This window comes from Tsukamurella sputi (genome assembly GCF_007858445.1).
Taxonomy (GTDB): domain Bacteria; phylum Actinomycetota; class Actinomycetes; order Mycobacteriales; family Mycobacteriaceae; genus Tsukamurella; species Tsukamurella sputi.
In genome coordinates, this window is the sequence record NZ_VIGV01000003.1 from 616,211 (window position 1) to 633,951 (window position 17,741).

At 71.2% G+C, this 17,741-nt stretch carries 19 protein-coding genes; 6 read left to right on the forward strand and 13 right to left on the reverse strand.

The window, feature by feature from the left end; translation table 11 throughout:
• The first annotated feature begins 21 nt into the window (after positions 1-21).
• The gene (locus tag FK268_RS12425) at positions 22-1,074 is read left to right on the forward strand and encodes an alpha/beta fold hydrolase (RefSeq protein WP_146434383.1); all 1,053 of its coding nucleotides are present in this window, start codon (positions 22-24) and stop codon (positions 1,072-1,074) included.
• A gap of 27 nt (positions 1,075-1,101) precedes the next feature.
• On the opposite strand, the gene purU is transcribed toward FK268_RS12425, so the two are convergent.
• Positions 1,102-1,968: a formyltetrahydrofolate deformylase gene (purU, locus tag FK268_RS12430; protein ID WP_438695985.1), complete on the reverse strand. Its 867-nt coding sequence runs from the start codon at positions 1,966-1,968 to the stop codon at positions 1,102-1,104.
• A gap of 7 nt (positions 1,969-1,975) precedes the next feature.
• On the opposite strand from purU, the gene deoC reads away from it, so the two are divergent.
• The gene (deoC, locus tag FK268_RS12435) at positions 1,976-2,692 is read left to right on the forward strand and encodes a deoxyribose-phosphate aldolase (RefSeq protein WP_146434385.1); all 717 of its coding nucleotides are present in this window, start codon (positions 1,976-1,978) and stop codon (positions 2,690-2,692) included.
• Between the two features lie 32 nt (positions 2,693-2,724).
• Here the strand turns inward: deoC and FK268_RS12440 are convergent, their stop codons facing one another.
• From FK268_RS12440 to FK268_RS12465, 6 genes are read right to left on the reverse strand one after another with little or no spacing between them, the layout of a single operon-like run.
• Complete coding sequence (locus FK268_RS12440; protein ID WP_146434387.1) at positions 2,725-4,014, reverse strand: cytochrome P450; 1,290 nt, start codon at positions 4,012-4,014, stop codon at positions 2,725-2,727.
• A gap of 2 nt (positions 4,015-4,016) precedes the next feature.
• Complete coding sequence (locus FK268_RS12445) at positions 4,017-5,090, reverse strand: LmeA family phospholipid-binding protein (RefSeq protein WP_158636095.1); 1,074 nt, start codon at positions 5,088-5,090, stop codon at positions 4,017-4,019.
• A 17-nt stretch (positions 5,091-5,107) separates the two neighbouring features.
• Entirely contained in the window at positions 5,108-5,914 is an 807-nt protein-coding gene (locus FK268_RS12450; RefSeq protein ID WP_193560279.1) for a carbon-nitrogen hydrolase family protein, read from the reverse strand.
• A gap of 59 nt (positions 5,915-5,973) precedes the next feature.
• A complete protein-coding gene (locus FK268_RS12455) occupies positions 5,974-6,756 on the reverse strand; it encodes a class I SAM-dependent methyltransferase (protein ID WP_146434393.1) in 783 nt (260 codons plus the stop codon).
• Positions 6,757-6,759: 3 nt separating this feature from the next.
• A complete protein-coding gene (locus FK268_RS12460; RefSeq protein WP_146434395.1) occupies positions 6,760-7,266 on the reverse strand; it encodes a DUF2505 domain-containing protein in 507 nt (168 codons plus the stop codon).
• Positions 7,267-7,285: 19 nt separating this feature from the next.
• Positions 7,286-7,813, reverse strand: a complete 528-nt coding sequence (locus tag FK268_RS12465; RefSeq protein ID WP_146434397.1) for a DUF2505 domain-containing protein — start codon at positions 7,811-7,813, stop codon at positions 7,286-7,288.
• 24 nt (positions 7,814-7,837) lie between these two features.
• On the opposite strand from FK268_RS12465, the gene FK268_RS12470 reads away from it, so the two are divergent.
• Genes FK268_RS12470 through FK268_RS12480 form a run of 3 tightly spaced genes read left to right on the forward strand, consistent with a single transcriptional unit; the run spans position 7,838 to position 10,918 of the window.
• Positions 7,838-8,911 carry a UDP-N-acetylmuramate dehydrogenase gene (locus FK268_RS12470; protein ID WP_146434399.1) on the forward strand — a complete coding sequence of 358 codons (1,074 nt, stop codon included), beginning with the start codon at positions 7,838-7,840 and terminating at the stop codon, positions 8,909-8,911.
• A 10-nt stretch (positions 8,912-8,921) separates the two neighbouring features.
• Entirely contained in the window at positions 8,922-10,106 is a 1,185-nt protein-coding gene (locus FK268_RS12475; protein ID WP_231707049.1) for a L,D-transpeptidase, read from the forward strand.
• On the forward strand, positions 10,073-10,918 hold the full coding sequence (locus FK268_RS12480; protein ID WP_146434403.1) for a transglutaminase-like domain-containing protein: 846 nt from the start codon (positions 10,073-10,075) through the stop codon (positions 10,916-10,918). Before FK268_RS12475 ends, FK268_RS12480 begins: the two co-directional genes overlap by 34 nt.
• A 59-nt stretch (positions 10,919-10,977) precedes the next feature.
• Here FK268_RS12480 and otsB read toward each other — a convergent pair whose 3' ends face one another.
• The 5 genes from otsB to FK268_RS24670 all read right to left on the reverse strand — a co-directional run bounded on the left by otsB (position 10,978) and on the right by FK268_RS24670 (position 15,214).
• The gene (otsB, locus tag FK268_RS12485; protein WP_146434405.1) at positions 10,978-11,742 is read right to left on the reverse strand and encodes a trehalose-phosphatase; all 765 of its coding nucleotides are present in this window, start codon (positions 11,740-11,742) and stop codon (positions 10,978-10,980) included.
• The gene (locus FK268_RS12490) at positions 11,739-13,184 is read right to left on the reverse strand and encodes an alpha,alpha-trehalose-phosphate synthase (UDP-forming) (RefSeq protein ID WP_146434406.1); all 1,446 of its coding nucleotides are present in this window, start codon (positions 13,182-13,184) and stop codon (positions 11,739-11,741) included. Before FK268_RS12490 ends, otsB begins: the two co-directional genes overlap by 4 nt.
• A gap of 6 nt (positions 13,185-13,190) precedes the next feature.
• On the reverse strand, positions 13,191-13,352 hold the full coding sequence (locus FK268_RS24665) for a hypothetical protein (protein WP_166443472.1): 162 nt from the start codon (positions 13,350-13,352) through the stop codon (positions 13,191-13,193).
• 54 nt (positions 13,353-13,406) lie between these two features.
• Entirely contained in the window at positions 13,407-14,834 is a 1,428-nt protein-coding gene (locus FK268_RS12495; protein WP_146434408.1) for a threonine/serine exporter family protein, read from the reverse strand.
• A 212-nt stretch (positions 14,835-15,046) separates the two neighbouring features.
• Positions 15,047-15,214 carry a hypothetical protein gene (locus tag FK268_RS24670; RefSeq protein WP_166443473.1) on the reverse strand — a complete coding sequence of 56 codons (168 nt, stop codon included), beginning with the start codon at positions 15,212-15,214 and terminating at the stop codon, positions 15,047-15,049.
• Between the two features lie 266 nt (positions 15,215-15,480).
• Here FK268_RS24670 and FK268_RS25205 point away from each other — a divergent pair, with 266 nt between their 5' ends.
• Positions 15,481-16,335 carry a tyrosine-type recombinase/integrase gene (locus tag FK268_RS25205; RefSeq protein WP_146434410.1) on the forward strand — a complete coding sequence of 285 codons (855 nt, stop codon included), beginning with the start codon at positions 15,481-15,483 and terminating at the stop codon, positions 16,333-16,335.
• 424 nt (positions 16,336-16,759) lie between these two features.
• Here FK268_RS25205 and FK268_RS12505 read toward each other — a convergent pair whose 3' ends face one another.
• Positions 16,760-17,695 carry a recombinase family protein gene (locus tag FK268_RS12505; protein ID WP_158636096.1) on the reverse strand — a complete coding sequence of 312 codons (936 nt, stop codon included), beginning with the start codon at positions 17,693-17,695 and terminating at the stop codon, positions 16,760-16,762.
• Positions 17,696-17,741: the final 46 nt, after the last annotated feature.

A 17,741-nucleotide genomic window follows, 5' to 3' on the forward strand; every position in this document is an offset into this window, starting at 1 on the left:
CTAGTTAGTAAGGTTGTCCGCATGAAGATCTCCAGGAAGCTCGTCGTCGGCGCCGCGGGTGCTCTCGGCGCGGGTGCCGCCGCCATCGCCGCCGGCGTCGCGGCCTACGCGCTCTCGTCCCCGGCCGAGCCGGCGAACGCCAAGCTGATCGAGGACTACGACGGACCGTTCGAGGACGGCACCGTCGTCTCCGGTGACGGCACCCGCCTGCACACCCGGGTGTGGGGGCCGGAGGACGGCCCGATCGCCGTGCTCATCCACGGCTGGACCTGCAACCTGACCAACTTCCCGCGGCAGGTCGAGCACCTCGTCGCGCGCGGCCACCGCGTCGTCGCCTACGACCAGCGCGGCCACGGCGAGTCCGAGGCGGGTGCCTTCGCCTTCTCCGCGGGCGTGCTCGCCGACGACCTGCACGCGGTGCTCGCCGCCCACGTCCCGGCCGGGAAGAAGGCGCTGCTCGTGGGGCACAGCATGGGCGCGATCACCATCATGGCCTGGGCCGACAAGTACACCGCCGAGGTCGCCGAGCGCGCCCACCACGCGGTGCTCGTCTCCACCTACGCCCGCGACGCCGTCGCCGGGTTCGCCGGCGCCACCCCGCTGGCCGCGCTCCCGCGCGTCGCGCCGCGGTTCACCCAGAAGCTCGGCGACGGGGTTCTCGGCGCCAACGTCAGGGTGCGGCACAACCGCCTGCACACCGCCGTGATCCGGTACACCGCGCTGTGCGGCTACGCCTCCTACGGCGCCGTGCGCTACACCGAGGACATGGTCGCCTCGTGCCCGTCGGACGTGCGCGCCGAGTGGGGCCACGTCCTCGCGAACGTCGACGTGAGCGAGGGCCTGCGCAAGATCACCATCCCCACGTCCGTCGTGGTGGGCCAGTTCGACCACCTCACGCCGCCCGCGGACGCCGACATCATCGCCGGTGAGCTCCGCGTCGCCGGGCAGCTGGATCGTTTCGCCGTGATCCGCGACTCCGGGCACATGCTGCCGCTCGAACAGCCGGAGAAGCTGAACACGCTGCTGGACTCCGTCCTCGACGGCCGCCCCGTCGCCTCGGGAGCGCCCGAGTAGCGCACCGTCGGGCCGCGGAGGCGGGCGTCAGGAGAAGACGACCGTCTTCCGGCCGTGCACGAGCACCCGGTTCTCGAGGTGCCAGCGCAGGCCGCGCGCCAGCACGACCTTCTCGATGTCGCGGCCGCGCAGCACCATGTCGGCCGCGGCGTCGGCGTGGTCCACGCGCGCGACGTCCTGCTCGATGATCGGACCCGCGTCGAGGTCCGCCGTGACGTAGTGGCAGGTTGCGCCGATCAACTTCACGCCGCGCGCGAAGGCCTGGTGGTAGGGCCGCGCTCCGACGAAGCTGGGCAGGAAGCTGTGGTGGATGTTGATCGCCCGGCCGGCCCAGGCCTCGCACAGCTCGGCGGGCAGTACCTGCATGAAGCGGGCCAGCACAACGGCATCCGGATCGAACTGATCGGTCAGTCCCGCGACCTCCGCGAAGGCCGCCGACTTGTCCTCGCCGGCGCCGGGGAAGGGCACGTGGTGGAACGGGATGTCCAGCCGCTCCACGAAGTCGCGCAGATCCTCGTGGTTGCCGATCACCGCCGCGATGCGCGCGTTGAGCTCGCCCGTCGCCACCCGGCCGACGAGGTCGTGCAGGCAGTGCCCCTCCTTGCTCACCAGCAGGACGATGTCCTTCGGCTCCGCGGTGGAGGTCAACCGCCATTCGGTCTCGGGGCCGAGCTCCGCGGCCACCTCGCTCGCGAACCGCTCCCGCAGCTCCTCCAGCGACAGGGACACCGAATCGGCCCGCACGGCCTGACGGGTGAAGAACCAGCCGGAGTCCTGATCCGAGTGGTACCCGGCCTCCACGATCCACCCGCCCACGTCGGCGAGGAAGGTCGAGATGCGGGCCACGATGCCCGTGGTGTCGGGGCAGCCCAGAGTCAGAACGTAGCGCGTCACGAACGGTATCGTCTCAAACGTGCTCACACGCTCCGAAGTCGCCGCCCTCGTCGATCACACGCTGCTCAAGCCCGAGGCCACCGAGACCGCCGCGGCCGCGGCCTATCAGGAGGGGCTGGACCTGGGCGTGTACGCCGTGTGCCTGTCCCCGTCGATGCTGCCGCTGCGCGCCGCGATCGACGCGCAGGAGGCCGCCGCGGCCGGGGGCCGTTGGGCGCCGCGCACCTGCGTCGTCTCCGGCTTCCCCTCGGGTAAGCACCACACGCTGATCAAGGCCGCCGAGTCGCGGATGGCGATCGAGGAGGGCGCGCACGAGGTCGACATGGTGATCGACGTCGGGCTCGCGCTGGCAGGGGAGCTCGACCGCGTCTTCTCCGATGTGCTCACCGTCCGCGAGGCCATCGGCGCCGACCCGGTGCTCAAGGTGATCGTCGAGTCCGCCGCGCTGCTCGAGTTCGGCGACGCCGACCTGCTCACCGAGGTGTGCAAGCGCGCCGTCAAGGGCGGCGCCAGCTTCGTCAAGACCTCCACCGGATTCCACCCGTCGGGCGGGGCGTCCGCCGAGGCGGTCCGGATCATGCGCGCGGCCGTCGGGCCCGACGTGGGCGTCAAGGCCTCGGGCGGCATCCGCACCGCCGAGGCCGCGCAGGAGATGATCGACGCCGGCGCGAACCGCCTCGGCCTCTCCGGCTCGCGGGCGGTCCTGGCGGGCTTCCCGGAGTAGCTCCCGCTTCCGCTGCCCGACGGTGCGCCGGCTCAGGTCAGGCGCGCGGGGAGCGAGGCGTAGCCGTACAGCGTGGACAGCCCGCGGTGCCGCGCACCGTCGGACAGGGTGACGGCGGGGTACCGCTCGAACAGGGCGGGCAGGGCGACGGCGGCCTCCATCCGCGCCAGCGCGGCGCCGATGCAGGCGTGGATGCCGTAGCCGAAGCTCACGTTCTTCTTCGCCTCGGCGCGCGTGACGTCGAAGTCGTGCGGCCGGTCGAAGACCTTCGGATCGCGGTTCGCGCCCGCGAGCTGCAGCGAGACCATCGTGCCGCGCGGGATCGCGAACCCGGCGATCTCCACGTCCTCCCGCGCGACGCGGGCCGTGCGCTGGACGGGGCTGGAGTAGCGCAGGATCTCCTCGACGGCGTTCGGCCACAGCTCGGGGCGCTCCCGCAGGACCTGCAGTTGCTCCGGGTGCGCCAGCAGGTCGACGATGCCGTTGCCGATGAGGTTGACGGTGGTCTCGAAACCCGCGCCGATGAGCAGCGCCGCATTGGCCATCAGCTCGCGGTCCGTCAGCTCACCGCTCGAGGCCAGCAGCGCGAACGGGTGGTCGGCGTCGGGATCGCTGCGCACGCGCGCGAAGTGCGCGGTGAGGTACTCGCGCAGGCCCGTGAGCGCGACCTGCGAGCGCCGGTAGACCGGCCAGGACAGGCCCGGGTCGAGCAGCGGCGCGGCCGCCTCGCCCCACTCGAGCATGTACTCGTCGTCCTCCTCGGGCAGCCCCAGGAGGCGTCCGATCATGGTGACGGGCAGCTTCGCCGCGAAATCGCGGACCAGGTCGGGCGAGGGCTCGTCGGCCATCGCGTCGAGGAGCGAGGCGGTCACCGTGCGGGCCCGGTCGGTGAGCTGCTCGATCGACCGCGGCGTGAAGGTTCTCGCGATCGGGTGCCGGTAGGCCGTGTGCGCCGGTGGCTCGCTCACCAGCATCGACGGTGGCTCGACGGGGTTGGGCAACTCCAAGTCGGTCCGCTCCAGCACGCGGAGCAACGCTCGCGGGAAGCCGAAGTCGGCCGGCTGCACCGTGCCGAAGCGCTGGTCGCGCAGCACCTCGCGGCACACCGCGTGATCGGCGGTGGTGGCACCGACCTCGCTGCGCACGAGCGGCCCCTCGGCGCGCAGCGCGTCGAAGACCGCGTACTGCGAGCCGGGCTCGCCGTAGCCGAGCAGCATCTGCGCCATCCGGTCGCCGCGCTCGGCGCGGCGCGGCAGCGCGCGCCGGGGGAGTCCGTGCAGGATCCCCCAGCGCACGCGGGTGGCGAGCGCCGCCGGCAGCATCGTCAGACCACCGAGCAGTTGGTGGCGCCCACGTCGGAGCCGCTCTCGATGTCCTTCGGGTTCACGTTCTGGCCGGAGTAGCGCAGCGAGATGCCCTCGTCGGTCATCTTCAGATCGCTGGCGGTCAGCCCGTTCGGAGTGGGGATGTCCGCGACGGCGGTGATGAGCTGTTGCGCCAGGTCGTCGGGCACGCCGACGCCGAAGATCGAGGCCTTGCTCGCGGTGAGCACCACCTTGTTGTCCTTGATGGTGGGCTTGAGGTTCACCGTGACCGGGAAGATGACGGCGGTGCCGCTGACCTCGATCTGGTTCGCAGCGGAGTTCAGGGTGACCTTCGGGTCGGTGAGGACCTGGACCTGCGAGACCTTGTTCTTGATGCCCTCGGCGGTGAAGGTGCCGAGGATCGTCGCGTCGTCGACCTTGTTGTCACCGCCGGGCTCGACACCCTTGAGCAGGATGTGCGCGTTCAGGCCCGAGGTGCCCTGCATGCCGTCGATCTGGATGTCGATGGACGGGATCTTGCCGCTCGCGTTCTGGATCAGCATCGGCGTCTTCTCGAAGGACACCTTGACGTCGTTGGCCTTCGTGCCGCTCTTGATGTTGTCGGCGAGGCAGTTCTGCACGTGATTGCGGATGTACAGCTCGGAGCCGACGAGCAGTATCACGAGCAGCGCGACGACGCCCGCTGCGGCCAGCCCGATGAGCTTGCCCGTGGAGCGCTTCTTGGCCGGCGTGCCGCCGCCCTGTCCGCCCGGGCCCGACGGGCCGGTGGGCGGGATCTGCGTCGGCGGGACCGGCGGCTGGCCGGGCTGCCCCTGTGGGCCCGGCTGCACGGCGCCGACGGGGGCCGCGACCTCAGGCCGCGCGTGCGAGCCCGACGGACGCTGCGCCGACTCGATCGGCCGGGTCAGGCCGTCCTGCGGGCCGGGGCCCTGCGGCTGCTGCGCGGCGGGCGCCTGCGGCTGCTGCGGGACCTGCTGCTGCCGGTCCGCCGGGGTGATCGGCCGCGTCAGGTTCGGATCCTGCGGGCCGTTCTGGGGGCCGGGGTTCTGCGGGGCGTTCGGGTTCGTATCCATCGGCGTTAGATTGTTCCTCATCCCTGGGTGGCGACGGTGAAGTCCCTGCGGTTGGCGAGCACGGGCAGCGCGGCCCGCACCTCGTCGACCCGCGCGAGCGGCAGGTCCACGACGAGCTGTTCCGGCGCGACACCGGCGGAGGCGAGCACGGCACCGTCGGGCCCGACGGCGAGCGAGCCGCCCACGCCGCGCGGCGCGGTGCCGGGCTCCGGATCGGACGGTCGCGCCTGGTCGACGGCGACGACGAAGGTCGTGGAGTCGAGGGCCCGCGCGCGGGCCAGCGTGGTGAAGGCGTCGAGCTTGCCGGGGCCGTCGCCCCACGACGCGGGCGCCACGATCACCTGGGCGCCGGCGTCGGCGAGCGCCTGGTACAGGGTGGGGAAGCGCAGGTCGTAGCAGGTGCTCAGCCCGACGGTGACGCCGGCGACGTCGACCGTGACCGCGCGATCACCCGGTTCGACGGTGCGCGACTCGGCGAAGCCGAACGCGTCGTAGAGGTGGATCTTGTCGTAGGCGGTGCGCACCCCGTCGGGGGAGGCCGACAGCAGGGTGTTGCGGACGCGGCCATCGGCGGCGGGGGTGAACATGCCCGCCACGACGTGGACGCCCGTGGCCCGCGCGGCCCCGGCGATGCGCGTGGCCCACGGCCCGTCGAGGGGCTCGGCGACCGGCTTCAGCGAGACCCCGAACCGGCACATCGTGGCCTCGGGGAAGACCGCGAGCCGCGCACCGGCCTCGGCGGCGCGCCGGAGTCCGTCCTCGACCAGTGCGGCGTTGGCCGACGGGTCGGTGGTGGCCTCGATCTGGGCCAGCGCGACGGTCAGCGATGTCATGCGCACCACACTACTGACTCGCATTCGATAGGTCGCGCATCGCGCAGCGGCTACGGCGCGACGAGCCCCCAGTCGACCGTGAGCAGGTTGTCGCGCACCGGCCGCCGGGGCGCGCAGGCGGCACCGTCGGTCCGCTCCGCCAGGAGGGTCGCGGCGGCGCGCCACCGGATGCGGTTGCCGTAGGTCGCGTAGCCGGCGGCCTCGTCCCAGCAGCGGTCCGCGAGCGTCAGCAGGGCGTGGATGCGCTCACCGGGGACGTTGTGGTGGATCAGCGCCTTCGGCAGTCGCTCCGCCAGGTCCGACGGGTGCTCGCTGTACCCGGGGTGCCAGGCCAGCGTCAGCGTCCGCGGCGTCGGCACGATACCGGCCGGCGTGGCGGCCAGGGTGAGCCAGCAGCACCGTCGGCCCAGCTCGTCGCACGTGCCTTCGACGAAGACCCCGCCCGGCGCGAGCCGCGAGGCGACCGTCGACCAGGCGTCGGCGACCTCGGACTCGTCGTACTGGCGCAGCACGTTGAAGGCCCGGACCAGGTTCGGGCGCAGGCCCGCGAGCTCGAACCCGCCGCGGGCGAAGTCGACGCCGTCGCGGCCGGGTACCACGCGGGCGGGGTCGATCTCGAGCCCCGTCACCCGCACGGCGGGGTTGACGCGCCGCAGCCAGGAGGCCCACTCGAGGGTCGTGTCGGGGCGGGCGCCGTAGCCCACGTCGACGGCGAGCGGCGACGGTCCGCCGAGCGCGGCCACCACGTCGGGGGAGTGCACGGACCAGCGGTCGCTGCGGCGTAGACGGTTCAGTCCCGTGGTGCCGCGGGTGATGCGGCCCTCAGGCGGCACGGGTCAGTTCTTGTCGACCCAGTACTTGAGGTACTCGGCCTCGGCGCGGAAGAGATCCACCAGGTTGATGAGGATCAGCTGCTCGAGCTTGGTGCCCACGAAGGGCACGAAGACCTTCACCACGGTGGTGTAGCGCATGGTGCAGCCGGTCTCGGTGTTGAATAGCGAGGCCTCACCCTTGAGCGAGCCGGGGCCCGCGGGGATCGACGCCTTGTAGTCGCCGATCGAGCTCTCCCCGTCCCACTTGCCGTAGAACTCCTCGCGGGTGATGATCATGTCCTTCTTCACCACGCCCTGCGCGATCGGCGGAAGGTACTCGTGCGGCAGGTTCTGCTTCTGGACCACCGTGATGCCCTCGTCGTCGACGTCGAACTCGGTGAGCTCGGAGAGCGGCGTGAGGTTGCGGAAGTCGGTCATCTTCTCGGTCCAGTACTCCTTGGTGGAGTACGCGTCGTAGAAGACCTCGGCGGGGAACGGGAAGCGCGCCGAATAGCTGAGACGTCGTGCCATGAGGGCTGAGCCTATCGCGTCAGGACCGCTGGGCGATCCAGGCCAAGGTGAAGTCGCGCTCGGACTCCATCAGCTCCTGCAGGTTCTCGACGACGAGCGACTCGACCTTCTTCGCGACGAACGGGATCGACACGCTGGCCTCACCGTCGGCGGTGATGCGCGCGGTGGCGCCGTCCGAGCCGGGCGCGGCCTCGAGCACCGTCGTACCGGAGAGCTGCGCGGGAACGCCCTGGATGTCGGCGGAGAAGCGGCCCTCGCAGCGGCCGCCGTCGAACGGCCCCCACTCCTCGACGCGGTGGATCTCCAGGCCGCCGGGCCGGACAGCGGTCACCACGGGAGGCAGCTTGTCCTCGCCGATCAGGTGCACCACGAGGACGCGGACGGAGCGGCCGGCGCCCTCGCCGGTGATGGTCAGCTCCGCAACGCGGGCGCCCTCGCCGCCGACCTCGGCCACGCGCGCGGGCCAGTACGCATCGTCGGTGAACGCGGCGTGCAGCGCGGCCGGACTGGTGGCGTAATCGAGCGAGCGCTCGAGACGGGTGGTCATGAGGAGACACGTTACCGTTGCGGTGTGCCTGAACTGCTATCGGAGCTGACCACGCTGCGCCTCGGCGGCCCCGCCCGTGCCTACCTGCGGTGCGAGTCCGCCGCCGCGGTCGCGGAGGCGGTCGCCCGCTGCGATGCCGCCGGCGAGCCGGTGCTGCTGGTCGGCGGCGGATCGAACCTGGTGATCGCCGACGAGGGTTTCGCCGGCACCGTCGTCCATCTGGCGCACGACGCCGTGACGATCGACGGGACCGTCCTCACCGCCGACGCGGGCGCCGTCTGGGACGACGTCGTCGCCGCGTCGGTCGACGCCGGGCTCGGCGGGCTCGAGTGCCTGTCCGGCATCCCCGGTTCCGCGGGCGCGACGCCGGTGCAGAACGTCGGGGCGTACGGCGTCGAGGTCGCGGCCTGGCTCGACGCCGTCGAGCTCTATCACCGCGCCACCGGCGAGACCGCGTGGGTCGCGCCGGAGACCCTGGGCCTGGGGTACCGCACGTCGCGCCTCAAGCAGCACGAGGCGCCCGGCGCGGCCGGCTCCGGCCCCGCCGACGTCGTGCTGCGCGTGCGGTTCGCTCTGTCCGACGGTGCCTCCGCCCCCATCCGCTACGGCGAGCTGGCGCGGGCGCTGGGCGCGGAACCCGGAGCAACCGTCGACCCCGCCGAAGCGCGCGAGCAGGTCCTGGCGTTGCGCCGGAGCAAGGGCATGGTCCTCGACGCGGCCGACCACGACACCTGGAGCGTCGGCTCCTTCTTCACCAACCCGGTGGTGCCGGCGGCGGCCGCCGCCGCGACGGTGCAGCGGATCGAGGAGGCGACCGGCGAGAGCACGCCGCAGTACCCCGCGCCCGACGGGGTGAAACTCTCGGCCGGCTGGCTGATCGAACGCGCGGGCTTCCGCAAGGGCTACTCGGGCGGACGAGCGGGGGTCTCGCTGTCGACGAAGCACACCCTCGCGCTCACCAACCGCGGCACGGGCACGACCGCGGAGCTGCTCGCGCTGGCCGGCGAAGTCCGGGATGGGGTTTTCGCCCGATTCGGGGTCGAGCTCCGTCCGGAGCCGGTCCTCGTGGGTTCGGAGCTGCCCCCACTGCGCCTCTAGAATTCGTGAGGTGTTCGACTTCTTCCGTGCGCCGCTGGGCCGGCGCGCCTTCCTCGGCGGTGCAGCGGCGACGGTGGCCGTCGTCGCGACCGCCTGCACCCGGGACGGCGGCACCGCCGAGACCAGGGCTGATGGCCCCACGTTCGAGTACTCGCCCGCGGCGGGCAAGAAGATCGGTCCGCGCGACACCGTCTCCGTGCGCGTGCGCGGCGGCACCTTCCGGCCCGGCGTCGCGCTGACCAACACGCAGTCGGGCAAAAAGGTCGAACTGACCGCGTCGCCCGACGGTGTGACCTACTCGACGGCCGAACCCCTCGGCTTCGGGGCCACCTACCGGTGGTCCGGTACGGCCGACGGCGAGGGCGGTACCTTCTCGCGCCTCGACGGGGAGGTCTCCGTCGTCTCGCCCGACGCCACGATGTCCGTGCAGATCAACATCGCCGACGACGCCGAGGTCGGCATCGCGGCGCCCCTGATCCTCAAGTTCGCCGGCACCGTCCAGGACAAGGCCGCCGTCGAGAAGGCGCTCGAGGTGACCACGACCCCGCACACCGAGGGCGCGTGGGCCTGGCTGCCCGAGGACAACGGCTCCCGCGCGCACTGGCGCCCCCGCGAGTACTACACGCCGGGCACCAAGGTCACCATGACGGGCAAGCTCTACGGTCTCGACCACGGCGACGGGAAGTACGGCGCCAGCGACGTGACCAGCTCGTTCGTGGTCGGCCGCTCGCAGATCGTCAAGGCCTCGGCCCCGTCGCACCGGATCCGCGTGATGCGCGGCGATCAGGTGTACCTCGATCTGCCCTGCTCCTACGGCGAGGGTGATCTGCCGCGCAACGTCACGCGTTCCGGCATCCACGTGGTCAGCGAGAAGCACGAGGACTTCTACATGTCCAACCCCGCGGCCGGGTACTTCAACGTGCACGAGCGGTACGCCGTGCGGATCTCGAACAACGGCGAGTTCATCCACGCCAACCCGCAGACCGTCGGGAACCAGGGCGCGTCGAACGTCACCAACGGCTGCATCAACCTCTCGCTCGCGGACGCGCAGCGCTACTTCCAGAGCGCACTCTTCGGCGATCCGGTCGAGGTCACGGGTACGTCCATCCAGCTCTCGGAGGCCGACGGGGACATCTACGACTGGACCCTAGACTGGCCCACGTGGCAATCGATGTCGGCGCTGTCGAAGAACTAGTGGTCCCCGGCGCGCGGAGGATGTCCGCGCGAGTGGCGTGCACCGTCCTCGCGCCCACGGTGCTCGAGTACCAGGCCACCGTCGCGCGGGTGCCCGGGCTGCAGGTGCAGGAGTCGCTCTCCGTCACGCTCGACGGTGCGCCCTTGCCCGTCCACGAGGTCGTGGGGCCGCACGGCGGGCGGATCCACCGCGTCGAGGCCGGGCCCGGGAAGGTGCTGCTCGAATACGGTGCGGAGGTCGCGGGATTCGCGGCACCCGAGCCCGTCGACGAGTACCTGCGCTCGCTGTACCTGCGGCCCTCCCGGTACTGCGAGGTGGACCGGTTCTACGGGTTCGCCGCGAAGCAGTTCGCGGGCGTGACCGGGGATGCACAACGTGCTGTGGCGGTGCGCGAGTTCGTGGCGGGGCGCCTCGACTACCTGCCCGGCGCCAGCCGCTCTGTCGACGGTGCCTCCGACACCCTGCTCGCCTCCGCCGGTGTGTGCCGGGACTACGCGCACCTGACGATCGCGCTGCTGCGCGCCCTCAAGCTGCCCGCACGGATGACCGCGGTCTTCGCGCCGGGCTGCGATCCGATGGACTTCCACGCCGTCGCCGAGGTCATGGTCGACGGTCGCTGGTGGGTGCTCGACGGGACCGGACTCGCCCCGCGCGGTGCGATGGTGCGGATCGCCACCGGTCGCGACGCCGCCGACATCGCCTTCCTCGACAACCACGGCGGCTCCATCCGGTTCGAACGCCTCACCGTGACCGCCGAGTCCGCTGCTCCACTCCCCGCCGACGACCCGCACACCCTGATCCCCATCGCCTGAGCGGGGGCGTCGGTGCAGCGCGGGGACGACTCAGCGCCGCGGTACGACGGTGCCGCGATTCAGGCGCGACGCAGGGCCAGTAGCTGCTCGAAGACCGCCCGCGCATCCGCGGGGCCGCCCACGCGGAAGCGGGCGGCGGTGGCACCGTCGCCCACCTTGACGGACACGTCCTCGGCGCCGGTGAGCACGGCGAAGGCCTTCTCGTCGGTCACGTCGTCGCCGAGGTAGAGCACCCCGTCGGCGCCCTCGCGCTCACGCAGGACGCTCAGGGCCCGGCCCTTCGAGGCGTCGAGGACCGTCAGTTCCAGCACGGCCTTGCCGTCCGTGGCGTGCACGCCGGACCGGGCGGCGGGGCCCCGTCGGGCTTCGTCCAGCGCGAGCGGCCCGGCCGACGGATCCACGACGTTGCGCACGTGCAGCGCGCCGCCCAGCGGCTTGGGCTCCACGGCCGCGCCCGGGAACCGCCCGGCGATCGCGGTGAGGTCTGCCAGCACCGCCTCGCGCAGCGCCACGAGGTCCGCGGACAGGACGCCCTCGAATCCATCCTCCCATTCGGCGCCGTGACTACCGACCGTCACCAGGGGCGCCGCGGCCCCGGACAGCCGCCCCAGCGTCGCCCGGTCACGGCCGGAGACGAGCGCCACCGTCACCCCGGGCAGCGCGGCGAGCGCCTCCAGCGCCGCAACGGTTCCCGGCAGCGGGAACGCGGCGGCGGGGTCGGAGACGATCGGGGCGACCACACCGTCGTAGTCGGTGGCAACGAGCACGCTGCCGAGCCGGGCGAACCGGGCCAGCGCCCCGGTGAGATCGTCGGGCAGGGTCATGCCCGCGTCTCGTCGACGGTGCCCGCCAGCGTCTGCAGGAACGAGCGCGCCCAGCGGTCCACGTCGTACTGCAGCACCTGGCGGCGCATGGCGCGGATGCGGCGCTTGCCGTCCTCGGGCTCCTGGTGCACGGCTTCGTCGATGGCGTTCTTGACGCCCTCGAGGTCGTGCGGGTTGCACTGGTAGGCCTGGCGGAGTTCCGCTGCGGCGCCGGTGAACTCGCTGAGCACCAGCGCGCCCGACGAGTCGTTGCGGCAGGCGATGTACTCCTTGGCGACGAGGTTCATGCCATCGCGCAGCGGCGTCACCAGCATGACGTCGGCGGCGGCGAAGAAGGCCAGCAGCTCGCGGCGGGGAACCGGCCGGTGGATGTAGTGGATGGCGGGATGGCCGACGCGGCCGAAGTTCCCGTTGATCCGTCCCACCTGCAGCTCGATGTCGTTGCGCATCGTCTTGTACGACTCCACCCGTTCGCGCGACGGGGTGGCCAACTGCACGAAGATGTGTCGCTCCGGATCGAGGCGGCCCTCCTGGTACAGCTCGCCGATCGCGCGCAGCCGCACGTCGATGCCCTTGGTGTAGTCGAGCCGATCGACGCCGAGCAGGATCTTCTCCGGATTGCCGAGTTCCTTGCGCAGAGCGCGTGCCCGCTGCCGCGTCTCGGGCAGTTTCGCGGTGGCCGCGAGCTCGGCGGACTCGATCGAGATCGGGAAGGCACCCACTCGCACCGACCGGAAGCCGACGGTGACCACGCCGAACTTCGAGCGCACGCCGATCGAGTTCTTGCTGGTCGGGTAGCCGGCCAGCTTGCTGGCGAGGTACAGGAAGTTCTGTGCGCCGCCGGGCAGGTGGAAGCCCACGAGGTCGGCGCCGAGGATGCCCTCGATGATCTCGCGCCGCCACGGCATCTGCATGAACAGCTCGACGGGCGGGAAGGGGATGTGCAGGAAGAAGCCGATCTTCACGTCGGGCCGCAGCATCCGCAGCATCTTCGGCACCAGCTGCAGCTGGTAGTCCTGCACCCAGACGGTCGCGCCCTCGGCGGCCACCTTGGCGGTCTCCTCCGCGAAGCGACGGTTCACCTCGACGTAGGTGTTCCACCACTCGCGGTGGTACTCGGGCTTGACGATGACGTCGTGGTACAGCGGCCACAGGCTGCCGTTCGAGAAGCCCTCGTAGTGCTCCTGGACCTCCTGGGCGCTGAGCTTCACGGGCACCAGCAGCATGTCCTGGCCGTCGATGGGGCCGTCGCCCACGTCGGGTGCGCCCGGCCAGCCCACCCACGCGCCGTTGCGGGCGCTGAGGATCGGTTTGAGCGCGGTCACCAGACCGCCCGGCGATTCCTTCCAGGTCAGCGACCCGTCGGGCGCCTTCTCGACGTCGACCGGCAGCCGGTTCGCCACGACGATGAAATCAGATGTTCCGAACGCCGCAGCGGTCATGGAGTCCTACGCCTCCTTGGGACCGATGCCGAGCATCGACAGCAGCATGCGGCACTCGTCCGCGTCCTCGGCGTACGCCGCGACGACCCGCTGGGCCTGGCGTGCGGTCTCGTCCGCCACCGGCTCGAGTTCGTCTTCGCTGATGTCCTGCGTGGTCTTCGGGGGCATGAACGCACCTTCGTTCGGGAATGTCGAGCAAGGACAGTTTACCTGCGAAACGTTTCAGTCGCGGACCCGGCGGAACGTGATGCCGGTGATGTGCGGGCGCAGGTTGGGCGGGAGCTGCGGCCGCCGGATGGTGCGGGCCACCCATTCGCCCAGCGTGACGCCCGCCGCGAGCGCGCAGCCGACGGTCAGCGCGGTGGCCATGTTGGTCAGCGCGGAGGTCGTCTGCCCCTCCATCAGCTCCGACAGACCGCGGTAGACGGCCAGGCCGGGGACCAGCGGGGTGATGCCCGCGACGGCCACGATCAGGGGCGGGACCACGGCCCGTCGGGCGAGGAGACCGCCGGCCAGCCCGACGACGGTGGCGGCCACCGTCGAGGAGACGATGGGCCCGAGCCCGAGGTTCAGCGTCGACCCGGCGACGAGCGCGCCGAAGCACCCCGCGAGGAAGGACGCGGTCAGGGCCCGGATCTGCGCGTAGCCGGCCAGTGCGAAGGCGGCCGACGCCACGCCGCCCGTCACGACGAGGATCGGCAGCGGCGCGTAGTCGAAGGCCTGCTGTTGCAGGGGCGGCAGCGTCGCGCCGAGCTCGCTGGTCACGCGCAGGGCCATGCCGACGCCCGCGACGACGCCGGCGGTGAACACCCCGACCTCGAAGAAGCGGGCGGCGCCGGTGACGGGCGCGCCCGTGATCGCGTCCTGCACGCTGCCGACGAGCGAGAGCCCGGCCATGAGCACGATGATGCCCGCGACGATCACCCGGTAGGGCTGCACGTCCCAGCCGAAATCGATGGACAGCCGGTAGATCAACGCCGCCGGGAGGGTCGCGAGGAAACCGCCCACGACCTGCTGGAAGAAGTACGGCAGGCCCCAGTTGCTCAGCCGGACGTTGACCACGTAGATCACCGCCGTGGTGGCGAAGGCGACCGCCGCCAGTGAGAGCGCGCCGCCGAGGAGCAGGGTCAGGGAGCCGGCCATCAGCGCCCAGCCGAAGGTCGCGACCGCGCGCGGATAGGGGTGCCCCGCGGTCATGATCGATTCGAGCGCGGCCAGGGCCTGGTCCGGCCGGATCCGCCCGCGGCCGATGCGCCGCACGAGGGTGTCGACCTGCGAGAGCCGGGTGTAGTCGAGGGACCGGTGGCTCACCGTCCGCGTGTAGGTCGACGGGGGCAGGCCGCGCCCGCGCTGCACGGAGACGGTGATCGCGTTGTAGGTGACGGTGACCGTCACGTCGTCGATGCCGTAGGTCGCGGCGACGTACCGCACCTGCGCCTCGGTGTCGACGGCGCCGGTGCCCGAGTCCAGCAGCACCTCGCCGACCTTCATGGCCACCTCGAGGACCTCGCCGACCGTCTCGTTGTCGCGGAGGTCGACGGGCTGCAGCGGTGTGAGGACCGGCATACCCGCGGTGTCGACGGTCGCGGCGTTCCGGCCGGTCATGGCCTGGACCGCGTGTGCGAGGCGATCGCGGAACGCGGGTTTCATCGTCGGGCGTCTCCTTGTCGGTTCACCTCGGGTCGTCGTGGCACGGACCTCCTTTGGCTACTGTGCCAGATCCGGCGGAGTCGACGGCCCGCGCGCCGCCCCTGTGTTCCACGACGCGCACGGCTGACGCCCATGTGAAAGATCGCCGCGGACGCGCCGCGACACGTCGGCCGTATGCCCGCGAAACCGCTCACACGCGGAGATTTTTCACGTCACCGGTTGAAGAACCGGTCGCTGAGCCGGTCGAAGATGCCGTCGACCTTTTTCTCGACGGCTGTGCCCTTGAGCTTGTACTCCCACAGGTACACCAGGCCGAAGAGGACGGCGACGAGGCCGAAGATCAGCGCCAGGATTCCGATGACCTGCATCGTCATCGACATCGCCGCCCCTTCCGTGGAGCCCCCCGTCGGGATTGAACCGACGACCTTCGCTTTATAAGGGCGGGGGTTCAGGGAGCGTCGTCGACCTCACTGTACGTCGCCGTGGACGAGTGCCCGAGCGCCGACTGCCCGCTGCTGCGTGATGTGCGGGGCTGTCTCGGTTGAGTAACGATACGGACGTACCAGAGACAACATCTTTCCCAAACGTCACATTGTTCCCGAACGGCTCACTACCTGTGGGCCACCGAACAGAAGCTCGGCCGCTCATGCCCCTACCCCACAACCTCGTCGAGACCTGGCGTATCCACCAGTTCAGCGAAGGACTCTCCAAGCGCACCGTCGTCGAGCGATGCGCCACCGTGCTCCGGTTCGCCCGAGACGCGAGCGTCGACCCCGTCGCCGCTACCACCGAGCACATCACCGAATGGCTCGCCGGCGGCGCTTGGTCCACCAGCAGCCGCGGCGTCTACCACTCCCACCTGCGGACATGGTTCGACTGGCTTGTCCGCAACGGCCACCGCATCGACCACCCGATGGCAGCCATGCGGAAGCCGAAGCGACCCCGCGCAGTCCCGCACCCCGTCGCGCCCGGACACCTGCCCTTACTGTTGGAAGGTCGGATGTGGCCGACGACCCGCGCGATGATCCTCCTCGCCACCCTCGCCGGGCTCCGCGTGCACGAGATAGCGCGCGTCCGCGGCCAGGACATCGACCGAGTCGCCTGGACCCTCCGCGTCCGCGGGAAGGGTGACGTCGTCGCCGACGTCCCGTTGCACCCGATGCTCGTGGAGGTGGCCGCGACGATGCCGACCCGCGGCTACTGGTTCCCGAGTTCGACGCGGCCGTCCGGTCACGTCGCCGGGAAGTCAGTCGGTGAGCGGATCGGTGACGTGATGCGCCGGAAGGGCGTGCCCGGCACCGCTCACCATCTCCGGCACACGTTCGCGACCGAGCTGCTGGACTCCGGCGCGGACCTCCGCACGGTGCAGGAACTACTCCGTCACGCGAGCCTCGCGACCACGCAGATCTATGTCCGTGTGCATGACCGGCGGAAGACGGAGGCGATCGGCCGGCTTGACCTGTTTGCCGTGAACCTGCCGTCCGGCGAAATCGCGGCCTAAGCTACCGGTACCTACCCCGAGAAGAGAGGGCTGCCCTGATGGCACCGTCAGCCTGCCGAGATTGCAAGAATTGCACGAACAGTGCGTTCGCGAACATGGGCCGGAAGTCCGGCCGTGCGACTGCAGCGATGTTTACTGTTGGACTGTCCGAGGTCGCGATGGCGACCCGTAAGAAGTGCAGGCTGTGCGGGCACCAGATGAGCCTCCACGGCACCGACCAGGTCGGCGGGGCGGTCCAGCCGACCGTCCAGGTTCAGCAGCAGCCGCAGGGGTACGCGGGCCCGGCTGTACCCCCGCCAGCGCCTGCCGCCGCCCCTCAACCCCAGGCCGCGCCGGGCTGGTACTACCCCGAGGGCCCCGGAACGCCGCCCCGCTGGTGGGATGGCTACCGGTGGCATGAGGCCAGCACGAACTTGCCGCCGGCCTAGTCCTCGCGCCAGTGAATCGTGAGCCGGTCCATCGACGTGGTCCGTCGCCCCTGCCTGGTCGGCGCCACGTCGATCCGGTCGATGAACACCCTCGTGGCCGCGCGCCGCTGGTCGATGTTCGCCTTCGTCCACCAATCCGCCACCGAGGACAGGCGCGGCTCCGGCAGCGACCCCAGGATGTCGTCGCGGCCGGCCGCCTTCTTCAGCTCAGCGATCCGCGCCCGCACGTCCTTCGTCGCCGACTTCACCGTGGCGATGTCCACCGTCCCGGCCGCGTACTCACGCCCGAGCTCGGCGAGCCGGTCCTCCAACTCGCCCATCTTCCGTTCCGCCTTCGCCGCGGTCTCGCGGCGCGCACGAGAGAACACCGGGGTCATCAGCTCCGGCGACGCGAGGCGCAACATGATCAGCTCCTCGATGTCCGCGTCGACCATCGGCTGAGACACCTTCACCTTGCCGCAGCCGCCATCCTTCGGCGGGCACCGGTACGTCGGCTGCCGCCCTTCACCCTGGTAGGTGACCTGCATCGACGACCCGCAGAGACCGCAGCGGAGGAGCCCACCGGTGAGCAGCGCCTTGTGCCGACTCGGGTTCGTCGGTGCGTACCGCTGCCGCTCCGGCGTCGCCATCGCCGCCTGCATCTCGTCCCACTCCTCCCGAGTGAAGATCGCAGGGTGCGGGCCGGGCACCAGCTCGCCGTCCGCTTGCCGCGCTCGCATCCCGATGAACCGCGGCGACTTCAGCAGCCGGTTCACCGTGCCGTCGCGCCAGGTGCCGCCGCGGGTCGGCCGGACGCCGCTGGAGTTCAGGTTGTCGGCGATGTCCGCGAACGTCAGGCCGGCCACCAGCTGCTTCCGCATGGTGTGGAGCGCTTCGACCTCCTCGGGCAGGGTCTCGTAGTCGACGGTGTACCCGAATGCGCGTTGTGCCATACGTTGAACGGTACCCCAGGCCCGCATTTAACGGAGGGGCAGGACG